This is a genomic window from Burkholderia sp. BCC0419 (assembly GCF_902830285.1).
Classification (GTDB): domain Bacteria; phylum Pseudomonadota; class Gammaproteobacteria; order Burkholderiales; family Burkholderiaceae; genus Burkholderia.
This window is the reverse complement of the sequence record NZ_CADESR010000001.1, coordinates 2676503-2694500: the sequence shown is the minus strand read 5'-3', so window position 1 is coordinate 2694500 and position 17998 is coordinate 2676503. Positions and strand designations below refer to the sequence as shown.

At 68.7% G+C, this 17998-nt stretch carries 19 protein-coding genes; 16 read left to right on the top strand and 3 right to left on the bottom strand.

Features of this window, described 5'->3' with window-relative positions:
* Positions 1 to 163: 163 nt before the first annotated feature.
* On the bottom strand, positions 164 to 958 hold the full coding sequence (locus HWW87_RS12150) for a PAS domain-containing protein (RefSeq protein WP_175820431.1): 795 nt from the start codon (positions 956 to 958) through the stop codon (positions 164 to 166).
* A complete protein-coding gene (locus HWW87_RS12145) occupies positions 955 to 1917 on the bottom strand; it encodes an ornithine cyclodeaminase family protein (protein ID WP_175820430.1) in 963 nt (320 codons plus the stop codon). The genes HWW87_RS12150 and HWW87_RS12145 overlap by 4 nt, the downstream gene beginning before the upstream one ends.
* 379 nt (positions 1918 to 2296) lie before the next feature.
* Here HWW87_RS12145 and HWW87_RS12140 point away from each other — a divergent pair, with 379 nt between their 5' ends.
* From HWW87_RS12140 to groL, 11 genes are all read left to right on the top strand, one after another.
* Positions 2297 to 3076 carry an ABC transporter substrate-binding protein gene (locus HWW87_RS12140; protein ID WP_175820429.1) on the top strand — a complete coding sequence of 260 codons (780 nt, stop codon included), beginning with the start codon at positions 2297 to 2299 and terminating at the stop codon, positions 3074 to 3076.
* A 67-nt stretch (positions 3077 to 3143) separates the two neighbouring features.
* Positions 3144 to 4388: an FAD-dependent oxidoreductase gene (locus tag HWW87_RS12135; RefSeq protein ID WP_175820428.1), complete on the top strand. Its 1245-nt coding sequence runs from the start codon at positions 3144 to 3146 to the stop codon at positions 4386 to 4388.
* 511 nt (positions 4389 to 4899) lie between these two features.
* Positions 4900 to 7359, top strand: a complete 2460-nt coding sequence (locus HWW87_RS12130) for a hypothetical protein (protein ID WP_175820427.1) — start codon at positions 4900 to 4902, stop codon at positions 7357 to 7359.
* A gap of 318 nt (positions 7360 to 7677) precedes the next feature.
* Entirely contained in the window at positions 7678 to 8037 is a 360-nt protein-coding gene (locus HWW87_RS12125; RefSeq protein WP_175820426.1) for a hypothetical protein, read from the top strand.
* Positions 8038 to 8064: 27 nt separating this feature from the next.
* Positions 8065 to 8580 (top strand): sigma-70 family RNA polymerase sigma factor, encoded by a 516-nt coding sequence (locus tag HWW87_RS12120; protein WP_175820425.1) that lies wholly within the window; start codon positions 8065 to 8067, stop codon positions 8578 to 8580.
* Entirely contained in the window at positions 8577 to 9359 is a 783-nt protein-coding gene (locus HWW87_RS12115) for an anti-sigma factor (protein ID WP_175820424.1), read from the top strand. Before HWW87_RS12120 ends, HWW87_RS12115 begins: the two co-directional genes overlap by 4 nt.
* Before the next feature lie 26 nt (positions 9360 to 9385).
* Positions 9386 to 9805 carry a quinol oxidase gene (locus tag HWW87_RS12110; RefSeq protein WP_175820423.1) on the top strand — a complete coding sequence of 140 codons (420 nt, stop codon included), beginning with the start codon at positions 9386 to 9388 and terminating at the stop codon, positions 9803 to 9805.
* A complete protein-coding gene (locus tag HWW87_RS12105) occupies positions 9802 to 10434 on the top strand; it encodes a DUF1571 domain-containing protein (protein ID WP_175820422.1) in 633 nt (210 codons plus the stop codon). Before HWW87_RS12110 ends, HWW87_RS12105 begins: the two co-directional genes overlap by 4 nt.
* A 44-nt stretch (positions 10435 to 10478) precedes the next feature.
* On the top strand, positions 10479 to 10991 hold the full coding sequence (locus tag HWW87_RS12100; RefSeq protein ID WP_175820421.1) for an SRPBCC family protein: 513 nt from the start codon (positions 10479 to 10481) through the stop codon (positions 10989 to 10991).
* A 404-nt stretch (positions 10992 to 11395) separates the two neighbouring features.
* Positions 11396 to 11689, top strand: coding sequence for a co-chaperone GroES (gene groES / locus HWW87_RS12095; protein ID WP_069746035.1), 294 nt, complete (start codon positions 11396 to 11398; stop codon positions 11687 to 11689).
* A gap of 45 nt (positions 11690 to 11734) precedes the next feature.
* Complete coding sequence (gene groL, locus HWW87_RS12090; RefSeq protein WP_175820420.1) at positions 11735 to 13375, top strand: chaperonin GroEL; 1641 nt, start codon at positions 11735 to 11737, stop codon at positions 13373 to 13375.
* Between the two features lie 156 nt (positions 13376 to 13531).
* On the opposite strand, the gene HWW87_RS12085 is transcribed toward groL, so the two are convergent.
* Positions 13532 to 14398 (bottom strand): hydroxymethylpyrimidine/phosphomethylpyrimidine kinase, encoded by an 867-nt coding sequence (locus HWW87_RS12085; protein WP_027783700.1) that lies wholly within the window; start codon positions 14396 to 14398, stop codon positions 13532 to 13534.
* Between the two features lie 255 nt (positions 14399 to 14653).
* Here HWW87_RS12085 and HWW87_RS12080 point away from each other — a divergent pair, with 255 nt between their 5' ends.
* The 5 genes from HWW87_RS12080 to pyrR all read left to right on the top strand — a co-directional run bounded on the left by HWW87_RS12080 (position 14654) and on the right by pyrR (position 17951).
* On the top strand, positions 14654 to 14824 hold the full coding sequence (locus tag HWW87_RS12080; RefSeq protein ID WP_004186709.1) for a rubredoxin: 171 nt from the start codon (positions 14654 to 14656) through the stop codon (positions 14822 to 14824).
* Positions 14825 to 14928: 104 nt separating this feature from the next.
* A complete protein-coding gene (locus HWW87_RS12075; RefSeq protein ID WP_175820419.1) occupies positions 14929 to 16230 on the top strand; it encodes a hypothetical protein in 1302 nt (433 codons plus the stop codon).
* A gap of 182 nt (positions 16231 to 16412) precedes the next feature.
* Positions 16413 to 16991 carry a YqgE/AlgH family protein gene (locus tag HWW87_RS12070; RefSeq protein ID WP_006491354.1) on the top strand — a complete coding sequence of 193 codons (579 nt, stop codon included), beginning with the start codon at positions 16413 to 16415 and terminating at the stop codon, positions 16989 to 16991.
* Positions 16988 to 17437: a Holliday junction resolvase RuvX gene (gene ruvX, locus HWW87_RS12065; protein ID WP_006476737.1), complete on the top strand. Its 450-nt coding sequence runs from the start codon at positions 16988 to 16990 to the stop codon at positions 17435 to 17437. The genes HWW87_RS12070 and ruvX overlap by 4 nt, the downstream gene beginning before the upstream one ends.
* The gene (gene pyrR, locus HWW87_RS12060) at positions 17424 to 17951 is read left to right on the top strand and encodes a bifunctional pyr operon transcriptional regulator/uracil phosphoribosyltransferase PyrR (RefSeq protein ID WP_175820418.1); all 528 of its coding nucleotides are present in this window, start codon (positions 17424 to 17426) and stop codon (positions 17949 to 17951) included. Before ruvX ends, pyrR begins: the two co-directional genes overlap by 14 nt.
* Positions 17952 to 17998: the final 47 nt, after the last annotated feature.

Here is a 17998-nt window from a genome sequence, read left to right as displayed (position 1 = left end):
GGGCGGCAAAAAAAGTGTAACCGAGACTATATCACTTTATGTTTCGACGCTTCGTCGTCCGCGGAACCGTGCGGAAGGGGCCGCGTGTCGCGAAGCATGGGCGCGGAACCGGCGGCCCGGTACCGATGACCGGGCTACCGTGATTGCGCCCGCCGCGCCGCGCTCACGCGTCGCCCTGCGTTTCCTTCAGGTGCTTGAGGTGCTTGTAGACCGTCGCGCGTCCCATCCCGAGCACGTTCGCGACGTAGTTCGCCGCGCTCTTGCCGCGGAACGCGCCTTCCGCGTACAGCGCCTCGACGAGCTCGCGCCGGTGCTCGCGCGTGAGCCCGTTCAGCCCGACCTGCCGCTCGCGCAGCCAGCCGTGCAGGAACGTGTTGATGCGCTCCTGCCAGTCGTCGCGGAACAGCTCGTCGGGCTGCGCGACGATGCCCGCGCCCTTGATGAACAGGTCGAGCGTCGCGCGCACCTCGTCGAACACCGCGATGTTGAAGTTGATGCACATCATCCCGGCCGGCCGGCCTTCGTCGTCGAACAACACGTTGCTGACGCAGCGCATCCGCCGGCCGTCCCAGTTCAGCTTCTCGTACGGGCCGATCACGCGTTCGCGCGCGGAATGATCGATTTCCTCGAGCGCGGAATCGTCGCCGACCTCGCGCTTCGACAGGTTGTTCGCGAGATACAGCACGGTCTGGTCGTGCAGGTCGTGGATCACGACTTCCGCGTACGGGAAGAACAGCGCGGCGATACCGTCGGCGATCGGCGCATAGCGGGTGAGCAGCAGGTCTTTGACGGGAGATTTCTTCTTGCGCATCGGAGTCGCGATCTCGGGTGGGCGGGAGCCGGGCAGCGTGTCGGGCCGGCGAGCCGGCGCACCGTGGGCCGGCATGCCCGTGCGCCCGCGCGCGGCCGCCGCGGCGGTTGCGCCATTGTATCGGCCCCGCGTGCGCGTGCCGCTCATGCGCGCGTCAGATGCGTGTACAGCGCGTGCGCTATCGCGATGTCCTCGAGCCCGAGGCCGATCGAGCGGAACAACGCGTGACGCGTGCGCGACGGCGCCGCGCAGGTGCCGGCGACGAGCGCGGGCAGGTCGCCGACGATCCGGCCGGCATCCCAGCCGTGCTCGGCCGTCGCGATCTGCATCTCGCCGGCGCTCGCGGGCGTCGTGTGCCGGTAGTCGCAGTAGACGTCCATGTCCGGCAGCCACGCGGGCGGGATTTCGTGTGCGCGCGCGACGTTCGTGCTGATCGACGTGACGAGCGCGGGGCGCGTGAGCATCCCGTCGCCGAGCACGGGCGTGCCCGACGACGTGCACAGCATCACCACGTCCGCGTCGCGCACGCAGGCTTCGACGCTCGCCGCCGCGCGTGCGCGTGGGTCGAGCCCGGCGAGGGCCGCCTGCTGCGTTGCGTCGCCGGCCAGCGTGGGCGAATACACGCGGATCGTGTCCCAGTCGCGCAGCGCCGCCGTGTGCCGCAGGTGCGCGAGGCCGACCGCGCCCGCGCCGACGATCGCCAGATGGCGCGCGTCGCGCGGCGCGAGGCAGTCGACCGCGAGCGCCATCGTGCCGGCCGTGCGTTCGATGGTCAGCAGCCCCGCGTCGCACCACATCAGCGGCTGGCCGGTTTGCATCGACATCAATGCGGTCCACGCGGTGACGACGGGTTTGCCGCCTGTCACGACATACGGCGACAGCTTCGCGCCGAACACCTGCTCGTCGGCGAGCGCGCCGAGATACGTGATGAAGTCGCCGGCCTGGTCGGGAAACAGCGTGAGCGTCTGCGGCGGCTGCACCGCGCGCGCCGCGGCGAGCGACGCGAACATGCGGCGCAGCGTGCCGAGCACGTCGAGCGACGGCAGCGCCGCGCGCACCGCGGCTTCGTCGACGGTCAGCGGCAGGGCGGGGACGGTTTGCGTCATCGGGACATCTCCGGTGCGGGCTGGACAGAAAGTCTCGAAAGACGGTGTCCGGCGGGTTGGTTATGGACTAAAAGTCTAATATAGACAAACGGAATCGGGAGAATTTTTCTTTTCGAGACGTCGTGTCGTTGGTGGATTCATAAAAAATGCCTTGGAATCAACGGTGTTTTTGAGCGGGTGACGAAATTTCGACGTCGAGCAACGAAGCGATCTCCTCGTAACCCCTATAGTCTATAGTGGACTTTAAGTCTATATTTCGCATGCAGGACCCGCCACGCCGCCATGCGGCGGCCGCCTGCATCGAATGCCGACCCGGCGCCCGGTCGAGGGCGTCGTGCGACCGATCTTCATCGCCTCAATCCAGAACAGAAGGACCGTCATGAACTGGAAACTTTCCCTCTGCGCCGCCGCGGCGCTCGCGTGCGCGGCCGTCACGGCCCATGCGGAACAGACCACGTTGCGCTTCGGGATCGAAGCCGCCTATCCGCCGTTCGAGAGCAAGACGCCGGCCGGTCAGTTGCAGGGTTTCGACGTCGACATCGGCAACGCGGTGTGCGCGAAGCTGAACATGAAGTGCGTGTGGGTCGAGAATGCGTTCGACGGGCTGATCCCGGCGCTGCAGGCGCGCAAGTTCGACGCGATCAACTCGGCGATGAACATCACCGCTAAGCGCAAGCAGACCATCGACTTCACGCCGGCGATCTACGTGGTGCCGATCGTGATGGTCGCGAAGCACGGCTCGCCGCTGAAGCCCGACGTCGCGAGCCTGCGCGGCAAGCACGTCGGCGTGCTGCAGGGCTCGTCGCAGGAGGATTTCCTGAAGGCGCACTGGGCCAGTGCGGGCGTGGCCGTCGTGTCGTACCCGGATCAGGACCAGATCTACGCCGATCTCGTCGCGGGGCGTCTCGACGCGGCCGTGCAGGAAGCGCAGACCGCGCAGGACGGGTTCCTCGACAAGCCGGCCGGCCGCGACTACCGGATCGTCGGCGAGCCGCTGAAGGATCCGGCGACGCTCGGCGAAGGCACCGGCTTCGGGACGCGCAAGAACGACAAGGCGCTGCAGGCGAAGATCGTCGGCGCGCTCGACGCGCTGAAGCAGGACGGCACGCTGAGCGCGCTGTCGCGGAAGTACTTCAAGCGCGACATCATCGCGAAGTAAGCGCCGCCGCGTGCCGGCCGCGGGGCTGGCGCACGGCGTATCCCATCTCGACACAGTGCGGGGAGCCATGGATTTCGACGTCATCGTTCTGGGGGCCGGCATCGTCGGCGTGTCGTCGGCGCTGCATCTACAGGATCGCGGGTTGCGCGTCGCGCTCGTCGACCGGCGCGCGCCGGGCGAGGAAACCAGCCACGGCAATGCGGGGCTGATCGAGCGCTCGTCGGTCGTGCCGTATGCGTTTCCGCGCCGGCTCGGCACGCTGCTACGCTACGCGCGCAATCGTTCGGTCGATCTCTATTGGGACTACAAGGCGCTGCCCGAGTATGCGGGCTGGCTCGCGCGCTTCTGGCGCGAATCGTCGCCGCAGCGGCTCGCGGCCGCCGCGCGCGACCTGCTGCCGCTCGTCGCGGCGAGCGTCGTCGAGCACGATGCGCTGCTCGCGCGCACCGACGCGCAGCCGCTCGTGCACGACGGCGGATGGATCGAGGCGTTTCGTTCGCCTGCGCTGTTCGACGCGGAAGCGCGCGCGCAGCAGTGCGTGGCCGACGCGCACGGGCTGCGGATGACCGTGCTCGACGCGCCTGCGCTACGCGCGCGAGAGCCCGGTATCGGCGACGCATTCTGCGGCGCCTTCCACTGGCAGGACCCGAAGACCGTGTCGAGCCCGGGCGGGCTGACCAAGGCCTATGCGCGGCTGTTCGAGCGCGACGGCGGCACGTTCGTGCGCGGCGACGCGACGACGCTCGTGCAGGTGGATGACGGCTGGCAGGTCGGGTCCGAGCACGGGCCGATCTCGGCACGCTCGGCCGTGGTCGCGCTCGGGCCGTGGTCCGATCATGTGTTCGCACCGCTCGGCTACCGGATTCCGCTGCGCGCAAAGCGCGGCTATCACATGCATTACCGGCCGACGCGCACGCCGCTGAACCTGCCCGTGTGCGATACCGAGGCAGGCTTCGTCGTCGCGCCGATGGAGGGCGGGCGCCTGCGGCTCACGACCGGTGTCGAGATCGCGCCGCGCGACGCGCCGCCGACCGGCGTGCAACTCGAGCGCGCCGAACCGCTGGCGCGCGACGCGTTCGGCCTCGGCGAGCGGCTCGATCCGCAACCCTGGCTCGGGATGCGGCCATGCACGCCCGACATGCGTCCGGTGATCGGGCCCGCGCCGCGCCATCGCCATTTGTGGTTCGCGTTCGGCCACTGCCATCACGGGCTCACGCTTGGGCCCGCGACCGGCCGCCTGCTCGCCGAAATGATGACGGGCGCGCCGACCTATATCGATCCCCGTCCGTACCGGCCCGCACGCTTCGGTTGAACCTGCGGCGCACAGATGCGGTTTCGGCCGCCGGCACGCGCCGGTGGCCATGCGTGTTTTTCACAGTTTTTCATTCCGCTGTCCGGGTTATCGAAATCCACGCAATCGGAAATGATCTGCGTAATCGATAAGAAAGAAAATCGCGCGATAAAAGAAAATCAGAAAAGTCGCGATTTATCAATGCATTTTCATATTGCTGAAATGCGTAATGGGCAGCGGTTTTGACGGCATAGGCCTTATCGCCGGCCATGCGTTCCGGCGTTACGCGGAATGTACCGGAACACGTTACCGCGGGGCTCGCAAACGTTACGTTACACCCGCGTTCCGATCACCCTTTTCGTCAGACGATTCGGGCTCCCTAATCCGCGAATTTCGCCTGAAATCGATTAAAAAAGCGTTATTGCCCGTCAATAGGCGGACGAATCAATCCGGCTTTTGGAATTGGCACGCTTCGTGCAATCCGTCCCCATGCTTTGTCAACGTAGTGCCAACCGAGATGGGGAAAATAACGATGGGACAGAATTTTAAATTGACGGGTGTGGCGCTGTCGGTCGCGACGGTGTTCGGGGTGCTGGCTTCGGGTTCCGCGATGGCGGCGGCCCTCGATTCGCTGCCGATCCCGCAAGTGATCGTCAATCCGCCGACGAACAGCGTGTCGGTGGGGCTGGTCGCGACGGGCACGTCGCCGCTGGGCTCGATCACCGTGACGGCGGGCGGGGCGGGGTCGATCCAGACGTCGCTCGGCGAGCCGGGGCAAGTGCTGTCGGGCGCCGTGGGGGCGGTGACGGGCGCACTCGGCGGTGGCGGCGGCACGGTGCAGCCGCTCGCGCCGTTGCAGGGCGTGGTGAATCAGGTGACGGGGGCGCTCGGTGGCGGCAACCCCGCAGGCGCGCTGACCGGTGCGTTGAATACGGCGACGGGGACGCTGAGTCATGCGGTTGGCACGGCAACGAGGGCACTGGGCGGTATCGGCGGCGGCGCGAATCCGCTGGCGCCGGTGCAGGGTGTGGTGAACCAGGTAACGGGCGCCTTGAGCGGCGGCAATCCGGCTGGTGCACTGACGGGGGCATTGAACACGGCAACCGGCACGCTGAGCAGCGCGCTCGGCACGGCAACGGGCGCACTGGGCGGTATCGGTGGTGGTTCGAACCCGCTGACGCCGGTGCAAGGTGTGGTTAATCAGGTAACGGGTGCGCTCGGTGGCGGTAACCCGGCGGGTGCGCTGACTGGCGCAATGGGCACGGTCACCGGCGCACTGGGCAATCTCGGCGGTGGTTCGAATCCGCTCGCACCGGTTCAGGGTGTCGTGAATGGGCTCACGGGCACGATCGGCGGCGGCGATCCGGCCGGTGCATTGACCGGTGTCGTTGGCACGGTCACGGGCGCACTGGGCAACCTTGGCAGCGGCTCGAACCCGCTCGCGCCGGTGCAGGGCGTGGTGAACGGTGTTACTGGTGCGCTTGGTGGCGGCAATTCGGCAGGCGCATTGACCGGCGCGCTCGGCACGGTGACGGGCGCCCTGGGCGGCATTGGTGGCGGTAACCCGGCAGGCGCATTAACCGGCGCACTCGGCACGGTGACGGGCGCCTTGGGCGGCGTTGGCGGCGGCAATCCGGCAGGCGCATTGACCGGCGCACTCGGCACGGTGACGGGCGCCTTGGGCGGCGTTGGCGGCGGCAACCCCGCAGGCGCACTGACCGGCGCGCTCGGCACGGTAACCGGCGCCCTGGGCAACCTCGGCGGCGGCGCGAACCCGATCACTCCGATCCAGAACGTCGTGAACCAGGTCACGGGCACGCTCGGCAGCGGCAACCCGGCCGGCGCACTGAGCAACGCGGTCAACACGATCACCGGCACGCTCGGCAACGTCGGCGGTGCAGGGAGCCCGCTCGCGCCGGTGCAAGGCGCCGTCACGCAGCTCGCCGGCACGCTCGGCAACGGCGATCCCGCCGGTGCGCTGACGAACGCGCTGAACTCGGTGACGGGCGCGCTCAGCGGCGCGAACCCGCTGGCGCCGGTGCAGGGCGTCGTGAACCAGGTCGTCGGCACGCTGTCGGGTGCAGGCGGCGGCAGCCCGATCACGCCGATCACGAACCTCGTCAACGGTCTGCAGAACGCGCTGCCGGGCGGCAATCCGGCCGGCGCGCTGACCGGCGCCCTCGGCTCGGTGACGGGCGCGCTCGGCAACCTCGGCGGGACGAACCCGCTGGGGCCGGTGCAAGGCGTCGTGAACCAGGTCGTCGGCACGCTCGGCGGCAGCAACCCGGCCGGCACGCTGAGCAACGCGGTCGGGACGGCCACGGGCGCCCTCGGCAACGCGGTCGGCTCGGTGGCGGGCGCGCTCGGCGCACTGGGCGGCACGAATCCGTTGGCGCCGGTGCAGGGCGTCGTGAACCAGGTCGTCGGTACGCTCGGCAGCGGCAATCCGGCCGGGGCACTGACGGGCGCGCTGAACTCGGTGACGGGTGCGCTCGGCAACCTTGGCGGCGCCAACCCGCTGGCGCCGGTGCAAGGCGTCGTGAGCCAGGTGATCGGCACGCTGTCCGGCGCCGCCGGCAACAGCCCGATCGCGCCGATCACGAACCTCGTGAACGGCCTGACGGGTGGCGGCAACCCGGCCGGCGCACTGACCGGTGCGCTCGGTTCGGTGACAGGCGCCCTCGCGTCCGGTCCGGCGGCGCTCGGCCAGGCGGCCGGCGCGCTGTCGGGTGCGGCCGGTTCGACGGCAGCGGCAGGCGGCAGCCTGCTCGGCTCGGGCGCGAACGCGGCCGGCGCGGTCGGTTCGCTGCTGACGACGGGTGCCAACTCGACGGCGACGGTCGTCAATGCGGTCGGCACGTCGGTGGGCACGACGCTCGGCTCCGCGCCGAGCCTGTCGGTGACGCCCCATTCAGGCAACAGTTCGCCGAACAACCCGCTCGCACCGGTGACGACGCTGCTCCAGTCGCTGACCGGCGCACTGCCGAGGTAACCGGCCGAAACCGCACGACGGCGCCGCATCGGCCGTCGTGCGGACGGTCGCGCAATACGGGTCGTGCAACCCGGGTCGCGCAACGCGGCATGACAGCGATGTCATGCCGCGTTGTCATTGCGGGCTCCCCGCTTTCCTTCGTCGCAGGAATGATCGCCGCCGCTCGGCGCGGCGTGGCATTGCATGGAATAACCGGCCGTCGCCGTCCGTTTACATACCGAGTTCCGGCACAGCCGGCCGGCGGGATAATGATCGCGACGCAGCCGATCGTCCCGTGCGGCGGCACCGTGTCGCGACACGACGCCAAGGAGAACGGGAATGAAACGGATGCTGTTCGCCGCCGCGCTGACGGCGGCGCTCGTGCGGCCGGCGGCCGCGGAACCGCCGCAGGTCGGCGACGGAAAACTGGTCGACGAAGCGCACATGACGCTGTACGTATTCGATCGCGATGCGCCGGGCAAGAGCATGTGCGACAGCGCGTGCGCAGCCAACTGGTCGCCCGCGCTCGCCGACGCGTACGACAAGGCGTCGGGTGCGCTGAGCCTCGTCGCCCGCGACGACGGCAAAAAGCAATGGGCGTACCGCGGCCGCCCGCTGTATCGCTGGAAGATGGACCACAAGGCCGGCGACGCGGGCGGCGACGGCATCGGCGGCATGTGGCACGTCGCGCGGCCGTGATCGCGCGGCGACGCGCGAGGCACCCCGATGAGCTATGAATCGGACCTGCTGGTGTGGCTTCCGCATCTCACGCGCTATGCGCGTGCGCTGACGGGCGAGCGCGCGTGGGCCGACGATCTCGTGCAGGACACGCTCGAGCGTGCGCTGAACCGGCCGCCGCGCGACGGCGGCAACCTGCGCGCGTGGCTGCTGACGCTGTTGCGGCACCGCTTCATCGACCAGTTGCGCGCGCGGCACGAGATCGCGGTCGACGACGCGACGGCGCCGTGGCAGACGATGGCCGCGCCGGCCGGCGAGGTCGGTGGGCTGGAGTTGCGGGACGTGCAGCGCGCGCTGTACCGGCTGCCGGTCGAGCAGCGCGAGGTGCTGCTGCTGGTCGCGCTCGAGGAGTTGAGCTATCGCGATGCCGCGCAGGTGCTCGGCGTGCCGGTGGGCACGGTGATGTCGCGACTCGCGCGGGCGCGCGCGCAGATGCGTGCCTTGCTGTCGGACGCGCCGTCGGCGCACGGCACGGCCACGTTACGGGTGATCGGGAAGCCATGATGGACGATCCGCGCAAGCCTTCGAACCAGCAAGACGACGATGCGTCGGCGCAGCTGCTGTCCGCGTTGCTGGATGGCGAACTGTCCGGGCGCGAGCGCCGCGAGATGCTCGAGCGCCTGCAGTCCGATCCGCAGGAAGCCGAACGATTCGCGCATTACCGCGCGCAGCGCGATGCGCTGAAGGCGCTGTTTCCGTTGCCGGGGGCCGCGCCCGCGTTGTTCGTGCAGCGCCGCGCGCCGCGCTGGCGGGCCGTCGCGCATGCGTTCGCGGGGCTCGCGGCCGGGCTGCTGATCGGTGTCGCGCTGCATGCGGGCTGGGCGGCGTTCGGCCGCGAACCGGCGTTCGCCGCGCGCGCCGATGTCGCATACGCGGTGTACGCCGCCGACCGCGAGCATCCGGTGGAAGTCGGTGCGAACGATCCCGAGCATCTCGCCGCGTGGCTGTCGGCGCGCGTCGGCCGGCCGGTGCGCGCACCGTCGCTCGACGAATACGGTTACGCGCTGCTGGGCGGCCGGTTGCTGCCCGGCGACGCGGGGCCGGCCGCGCAGCTCATGTACCAGCGCGCGGACGGCGCGCGCGTGACGCTTTACATGACCGCATACGATACGCGGCGCCTCGCGCCGCAGGCGATGTCGGCCGATGGCCGCTACACGTATTTCTGGTCGGATCGCGGCATGGGTTATGCGTTGTCCGGCCGTGGCGACGAAGGGCGTCTGCGCGAGCTCGCGATCGATGCATGCGGTGCGCTGGGCGGCCCGACCGACGCGTGGAAGGGATGACGCGCGGCGCTCGCAAGGAGCAGGCGATGAAGACGGCGATGATGAAGGGGCTCGTACTGGCGGCGTTCCTCACGGGCACGATGCTTGCGCGAGCGGACGGCGACCCGCCCGTGCGCGTGCCGGTCGACGCGGACGGTGTGCAGCGCGTGGCGATCGTCGGCGGCAGCTATTTCTTCCGGCCGAACCACGTGATCGTCCGCGCGCACGCGCCGGTCGAGCTGACCGTGTCGGCCGAGGCCGGCGTGGTGCCGCACAGTTTCGAAATCGACGCGCCGCAGGCCGGCATCACGGTACGCACCGAGCTCGCCACGACGCCGAGGACGTTTCGTTTCACGCCGATGCAGCCGGGGCGATTCGCCTACTATTGCACGCACCGGCTGCTGTTTTTCAGGAGCCATCGCGAGCGCGGGATGGAAGGCGTGCTCGATGTCGAGGCGGCGCCGTGATCGCCGCGTTGCTGGCCGCGAGCCTGATAGGAGCGAGCATGACAGCCGATCCCGTGACCGTCGCGCAGGCGCATTTCGACCACGTCCGCTCGTACCGCGCGACGATCCGGTCGTCGGCGCGCGACGGCGAGCACACCGAAATCCGCTACGCATACCTGAAACCCGGCTTCGTCCGGATGGATTTCGTGTCGCCGCATCGCGGCGCGGTGCTCGCGTACGATCCCGGCGACGGCAAGGTGCGGCTGCGCCCGTTCGGCACGCATGCGCCGCCCGCGCTGACGCTGTCGCCGTCCAATCCGCTCGTGCGCGACCGCGCCGGCCACCGGGTCGACCGCTCGGACGTCGGCGAACTGCTGCGCAACGTTCATGCGCTGCAGCAGGGCGGCGCGACGGTGACCGAAGGCGAGGAGGCCGTCGGCGGCCGGACCACGCTGCGCGTGCTGGTCACGGGCGCGCCCGCGCACGCGGTCGACGGCGTGCATCGCTACCGGCTGTGGCTCGACGCCGCGGACGGTTTTCCGCTGAAGGTCGTCAGCTACGCCGGCGACGACGACGTGCCGCTCGAAACCGTGACGCTCGACGACGTGGAGATCGACGTCGCGTTTCCCGAGCGCTTCTTCGCGCCCTGACGGCGCGCCGACCCGCGTTCCTGAACGCGCATGCCGGAGGCTGCATGGCGGAGTACCGGTTTTCGACGACCTGGCAGGTGGATGCGCCGCTCGCGGCGGTGTGGGATGCGATCTACCAGGTCGACCGCTGGCCCGACTGGTGGAAGGGCGCCGTGCGCACCGTCGAGCTCGAGCATGGCGACGCGCGCGGCGTCGGCGCGCTGCACCGATATACCTGGAAGGGCGCGCTGCCGTACCGGCTGACCTTCGACATGCGCGTGCGGCGCGTCGAGCGGCCGCATGCGCTCGAAGGCCGGGCGAGCGGCGCGATCGAAGGTGACGGGTGCTGGTCGTTCGCCGCCGACGGCGCGCGCACCGTCGTGCGCTACGACTGGCACATCCGCACGCGCGGCTGGATGAACTGGCTGGAGCCGCTCGCGCGGCCGCTGTTCCGATGGAATCACGACGTCGTGATGCGCGAAGGTGCGAAGGGACTCGCGCGGCGGCTGGGCGCGGCCGTCGAGACGGACGGCCGGACCTTCCGGCCGTTGTCGGGCGCGGACTGCGCCGATGCGTGAGGAGCGTGCGGATCGGGCCCGGCAACGCCGGCGAACGAACGCGTCGCGGCGGATGAAATCGGCGCCCGCGCGGTTTTTTCGATGTGATGTCGCCGGTCTCAGGAACTCCGGGCTTACCCGGTGTCCAAACGGGGCTGGATAGGATTGGCGGGCCGCACAGGGCCGCCCGTCGGGACGGTTTTTGGCTTCAGTGTATTGTTTTCAAAGGGTTTTTTGTTGTTTTCATGTGTTTTTCCCGCCGCATTGCCGCCCCGAAAATTCCTCCGCTTTCCCTTCTTGAATTTGTCAAAACCCGTCCATATAATTAGCACTCGCTGCACGAGAGTGCTAACAATTCTCTGCCGGGCGATCCGCCGGGCAGATTCCCTAAGCGTTCTTCAATCTCAGTCAAGAGAGGAGTGAATATGAACCTTCGTCCTTTGCACGATCGCGTGATCGTCAAGCGCCTGGATCAGGAAACCAAGACCGCCTCGGGCATCGTGATCCCCGAAGCTGCTGCTGAAAAGCCGGATCAAGGCGAGATCCTCGCGGTCGGCCCGGGCAAGCGCGACGACAAGGGCGCACTGATCGCACTCGACGTGAAGGTCGGCGATCGCGTCCTGTTCGGCAAGTACGCAGGCCAGACCGTGAAGGTCGACGGCCAGGAACTGCTGGTCATGCGCGAAGAAGACATCATGGCCGTGGTCAACGCCAAGTAAGCGTCCTCCGACGGTACATATTCCCAAGAATTCAAGGAGTTAAAGATGGCAGCTAAAGACGTCGTATTCGGCGATTCCGCCCGTTCGAAGATGGTCGAAGGCGTGAACATTCTCGCCAACGCAGTCAAGGTCACGCTGGGTCCGAAGGGCCGCAACGTCGTGCTCGAGCGCAGCTTCGGCGGCCCGACGGTCACCAAGGACGGTGTGTCGGTCGCGAAGGAAATCGAGCTGAAGGACAAGCTCCAGAACATGGGCGCGCAAATGGTCAAGGAAGTCGCTTCCAAGACCAGCGACAACGCAGGCGACGGCACGACGACGGCAACCGTCCTCGCGCAATCGATCGTTCGCGAAGGCATGAAGTACGTCGCATCGGGCATGAACCCGATGGACCTGAAGCGCGGCATCGACAAGGCAGTCGCAGCGGCTGTCGAAGAGCTGAAGAAGATCAGCAAGCCGTGCACGACCAACAAGGAAATCGCACAGGTCGGCTCGATCTCGGCGAACAGCGATTCGTCGATCGGCGATCGCATCGCTGAAGCGATGGACAAGGTCGGCAAGGAAGGCGTGATCACCGTCGAAGACGGCAAGTCGCTGGCCGACGAACTCGACGTCGTCGAAGGCATGCAGTTCGACCGCGGCTACCTGTCGCCGTACTTCATCAACAACCCGGACAAGCAAGTCGCCGTCCTCGACAACCCGTTCGTGCTGCTGCACGACAAGAAGGTGTCGAACATCCGTGATCTGCTGCCGGTGCTCGAGCAAGTCGCGAAGGCTGGCCGTCCGCTGCTGATCATCGCTGAAGACGTCGAAGGCGAAGCGCTCGCGACGCTGGTCGTCAACAACATCCGCGGCATCCTGAAGACCGTTGCGGTCAAGGCACCGGGCTTCGGCGATCGCCGCAAGGCGATGCTGGAAGACATCGCGATCCTGACCGGCGGTCAAGTCGTCGCGGAAGAAACCGGCCTGACGCTCGAGAAGGCAACGCTGGCAGAACTGGGCCAGGCGAAGCGCATCGAAGTGGGCAAGGAAAACACGACGATCATCGACGGCGCTGGCGAAGCCGTGAACATCGAAGCACGCGTGAAGCAAGTGCGCGCGCAAATCGAAGAAGCGACGTCGGACTACGACCGTGAAAAGCTGCAAGAGCGCGTGGCCAAGCTGGCCGGCGGCGTGGCAGTGATCAAGGTCGGTGCTGCGACCGAAGTCGAAATGAAGGAAAAGAAGGCACGTGTCGAAGACGCACTGCACGCCACGCGCGCAGCTGTGGAAGAAGGCATCGTGGCAGGCGGCGGCGTTGCGCTGATCCGCGCTCGCACCGCGATCGCAGGCCTGACCGGCATCAACGCCGACCAGAACGCCGGCATCAAGATCGTGCTGCGCGCAATGGAAGAGCCGCTGCGCCAGATCGTCACGAACGGCGGCGAAGAAGCCAGCGTCGTGGTGGCGGCGGTTGCTGCAGGCAAGGGCAACTACGGCTACAACGCAGCAACGGGCGAGTACGTCGACATGGTTGAAGCCGGCGTCGTCGACCCGACCAAGGTCACGCGCACCGCACTGCAGAACGCAGCTTCGGTTGCAGGCCTGCTGCTGACGACGGACGCAGCTGTCGCAGAACTGCCGAAGGAAGATGCACCGATGCCGGGCGGCATGCCGGGTGGCATGGGCGGCATGGGCATGGACATGTAATCGACTTCGGTCGATGGTGTCCGGAGCGCGCAGCGATGCGCGTTCCAGCCAAAGAAAAGACCCGTAGCGATGCGGGTCTTTTTTTATGGGCGCGTGGAATGCGATGCGCTCGGGCTTCGCGGCGGGCGGCGGCGGGCGGGCCCGCCGCGTCGCGATTCAATGCCGGTGCGACGTCCTTGGCACCGGGTCGGCCTTCACGGCCGGCGGCGTGTCCGAATCGTCGTTGCTGCGCGCCCAGAAGAACCGGTCGGGCAGGTATGCGCCCATGCCGGGCCGGAACGCGTCGCGCACGGCCTGGTACAGGTATTCCTGCGCCTCGCGCACGGCCTCCGGCGGCTCCTGGCCATTCGCGAGCAGCGCCGCGATGGCCGCGCCGAGCGTATCGGTGATGCCCATCAGCCGGTGCGGCGAGCGATCCCACATGTCTTCGCGCAGCTGACCTTCTTCGCCGTACAGCGTATTGACGAGCCGGTGCGACCCCGTTTCTGACGACAGGATGTATTCGCAGCCCTGCGACAGCAGGTGCGACACGGCCGCGTCGAGATTCGGCGCCTCGGCATCGCCGTCCGGCTGGGCGAGGGCGATCAACGTGGCGTGGTCGGCGACCAGCAACGTGGTTTGCGGCGCCAGCAGGTCGGCGATCGATTCGCGCAGGTCGTCGGCGGCGAGCACGTGCTCGTCGTCGAGCGTGAAGTCCGGTGCGAGCACGAGCGGCACGCCGTCGTAGTCGGCGACCACTTCGGCGATCGCGCTCACGACTTCCGCGCGCGTTGCCGCGCCGATCTTGAACGCGGCGACCGGCATGTCCTCGAGCAGCATGCGCGCCTGAGCGGCGACGACGTCGGGGTCGAGGCCGGTCACTTCTTCGCAGGCGGCCGAGTCGCGCACGGTATAGCCGGTCAGGACGGACACGCCGTGACAGCCCATGCTCGCCAGGGTCATCAGATCGGCTTGGAGGCCGGAGCCGCCGGTGGGATCGGACAGGCCGAAGGTGAGGACGATCGGAGGGGCGTTGCTGGACATGTAAAAATGGGGCAAGAGAAAAACGGACAAGCGACGGAGATGCGGACGGCGAGGCGAATGGGCTGGTTCGGCCCTGTGTTGCCCGGCAGGCCGCACTTTTCAACCATTATGCGGTGGAATCCGGCCGGTACGACGGATTTTTTAGCGCAGCGCAACGTAGTTGCCGTCCTCCAGCGCGATTGCTAGGCAGTCCGGCCCCGACACGGTACCATCATGGCTCCCGAATTTACCGACTTTTCCCCGACGCGGCTTAAGATGGAATACAAGAGCTGGATGTGCTTGATTTGTGGCTGGATTTACGACGAAGAAGCCGGGCTGCCGGAAGAGGGCATTGCCCCGGGCACGCGCTGGGAAGACGTCCCGATCAACTGGACGTGTCCCGAATGCGGCGCCCGCAAGGAAGACTTCGAGATGGTCCAGATCTGATCGGACCGCTGGCCCACGGACACTCCGCTCAGGCCTCGCACCGGCCCGGCGCTCGCGCGCCGCGGTTCGCGCGAGCGACTCGACGATGACAGGCGCGCGTGTCCATGACGTCCGATCCGGCGAACGTTCCCCTCCCTGACGCATTGCCCAACCCGCGTGGCGGCGCCGTACGCGCCGCCGACGCGTGGCTGGCGGCGGCTGCCGACGCATTCGGGCGGCGCGACGACGCCGCGGCGCCGCTTGCCGCGGCGGCGGCCGTGCTCGCGGAAGCCGGCTGGCTGCCGGCCGCGCGTTTCGCCGGGCAACTGTCGGCCGCCGTGCCGCTCGTCGCCACCGAGCCGACTTCGGCCGGCTGGCGGGCCGCGCTGCACGATTTTCGTGCGGCCGTCGGGCGCCACAACCTGCGCGAGCTCGCGTGCTCGCCCGTTCTCTTCGAGCATTTCCGTGCGTTGCGCGCGCAAAGCGCCGCCGACCTGCGCGCGAGCACGCCGCTCGATGCGCTCGCGCTGGTCGGCCGCGCGGTGCCGCCTGCCACGCTGCGCGCGCTGCCCGATGCATTCGCGACCCGGATTCGCGCCCGCTACGAGCAGGCGCTGCTGGGCGTGCTGCGTGCCGAACACGGCGCGCCGGGCGCGGCGCTCGACGAACTCGACGCGATGCTGGCCGCGCTCACCGACGACGGACCGTACGATTTCTGGCGGCTCGCGGCCGCGTGCGTGCGTGCGCTGCGCGCAAGCGGCGCGCCCGAGCTGAAGCGCTTTCTCGCGCGAACCAACCTGCTGCTCGGTGAGCACGCGCAGGGCCGGCCGGTCGCGCCGCCCGAGCTGGTGCGCGAGACGGTGGCGCTGCTATGGCGCGATTTCGCGCTGTTCGGTGCCGCGGCCGAGGATGTCGCCCTCGTCGACGTGCTGCACGACTACGGGCTGACGGTCGACTGGCACGTCGCCGGCACGCCCGCGTCCGAAGCGCTGTGGGAGGCCGATGCCGCGCGGGCCGAGCATGATGCGGTCACCGCCGCGCCGACCCGCGCGCTCGGCGTCGTGACCGTCAACGCGCATGCCTATGAGGATTTCCTGCAGACCGCCGATGCGTCGATGGCCGACCTTGCGGCCAATCCGGCCGCGGCCGACGCCGGCGCCGCGTGGCACGCGTCCGGCGCGGCCTATCGGGTCGGCACGGCCGCCTGCGCGCTCGGGCTCGGCCACGCGGCGCTGCTGGCCGACACGCTCGGCCTGGCGTGGCGCCGTGCGGCGCACGGCGTGCCGCTCGCCGACGGCGGGCTCGATGCGCACCGCCACGCGTCCGACATGCTGCGCGCGGCGCTCCTGAAGATCGCGGCCGGCGTCGCGCCGCCGGATCTCACGGCGGCGTCCGAAGCGCTTGGCACGGCGCTTGGCCGGACCTGACGAACAAGGGGACGGACACTCGGCGGCGGCCCTTGTCGCGCGGGCCTGCAACACGCTGCCGACAGCGCCCGCGCGCGTGTTAGAGTGCCGTGTGATCCGCGCGCGCCGTTGCCAGCGCGGCGCGGCGTTGCTTGTTGATCGCGGCCCGGTCAGGTCGCGGCGTCTTTGCTAAAATTCAAACCATGTCAAAGCCTTCCGATCGCATCAATCTCACCAACCAGTTCCTGATCGCCATGCCCAACATGGCCGATCCGACGTTCTCGGGAACGGTGGTCTATCTTTGCGATCACAGCGAGCGCGGTGCGCTCGGCCTCGTCATCAATCGTCCTACCGACATCGACCTCGAATCGCTGTTCAACCGCATCGACCTGAAGCTCGACATCGAGCCGCTGCTGCACATTCCCGTGTACTTCGGCGGCCCGGTCCAGACCGAGCGCGGCTTCGTGCTGCACGAGCCGGTCGAGGGCGCGAGCTACAACTCGTCGATGTCCGTCGACGGCGGGCTCGAGATGACGACGTCGAAGGACGTGCTCGAGGCGGTCGCGACGGGCACCGGCCCGAAACGCTTCCTGCTGACGCTCGGCCATGCGGGCTGGGGCGCCGGGCAGCTCGAGGAAGAAATTTCCCGCAACGGCTGGCTGACGGTCGCCGCCGATCCGCGCATCGTGTTCGACACGCCGGCCGAAGAGCGCTTCGAAGCCGCGCTCGGCCTGCTCGGCGTCAGTTCGTCGATGCTGTCCGGCGAAGCAGGGCACGCATGAGTGGCGCGAGCGCGCGCGATGCAACGCTCCTGGCGTTCGACTACGGCGAAAAACGGATCGGCGTCGCGATCGGCAACGCGCTGACGCGCTCGGCGCGTGCGCTCGTCGTGATCCAGAACCTGAACCGCGAACACCGCTTCAAGGCGGTCGGCGACCTGCTGGCCGAATGGCGGCCGGACGCGCTCGTCGTGGGCCTGCCGATGCATCCGGACGGCACGCCGCACGACATGACGCAGCAGGCGAAGCGCTTCGGCAACCAGCTGAACGGCCGCTTCGGGCTGCCCGTCACATGGGTCGACGAGCGCTATTCGTCGGTCGAGGCGGAAGCCGGGCTGCGCGAGCGCAACGTGCGTGGCCGCGCACGCACCGACATGCTCGATGCCGAAGCCGCGCGCGTCATCCTTCAACAGTATCTCGATCAATTGTCCGACCATGAGCACCATTGACGCCGAGGCGCTTTACCGCGTCCTGCTCGACCAGATCCGCGCCGCGTACGGCACGGCGTTCGCCGAACCGGGCGGCCCGCGGCTCGCCGGCATTTACAGCGGCGGCGCGTGGCTCGCCGAGCGCCTCGCGCGGGATCTCGGTGCACCGGCGTTCGGCGTCGTCAACGTCGCGCTGCACCGCGACGATTACGCGAAGAAGGGGCTGCACAGCCAGGCCAGCCCGACGTCGCTGCCGTTCGACGTCGACGGCGCGCGCATCGTGCTCGTCGACGACGTGCTGTACACCGGGCGCACCGTGCGCGCGGCGCTCAACGAGCTGTTCGACTACGGCCGTCCGGCCGCGGTCGAGCTCGCCGTGCTGGCCGATCGCGGCGGCCGCGAGCTGCCGGTCGCCGCACGCTTCGCGGGCGGCACGCTCGACGTGCCGGCCGACGCGACGCTCGTGCTCGCGCGCGACGATGCCGCGCAGTTCACGCTGCGTATCGAGGCGCACAGCGAGTCGCACGGCGCCTGAACGACACGCGAACCGTATCCCGGGCCGCTGGTTTGCACCGCGGCCCG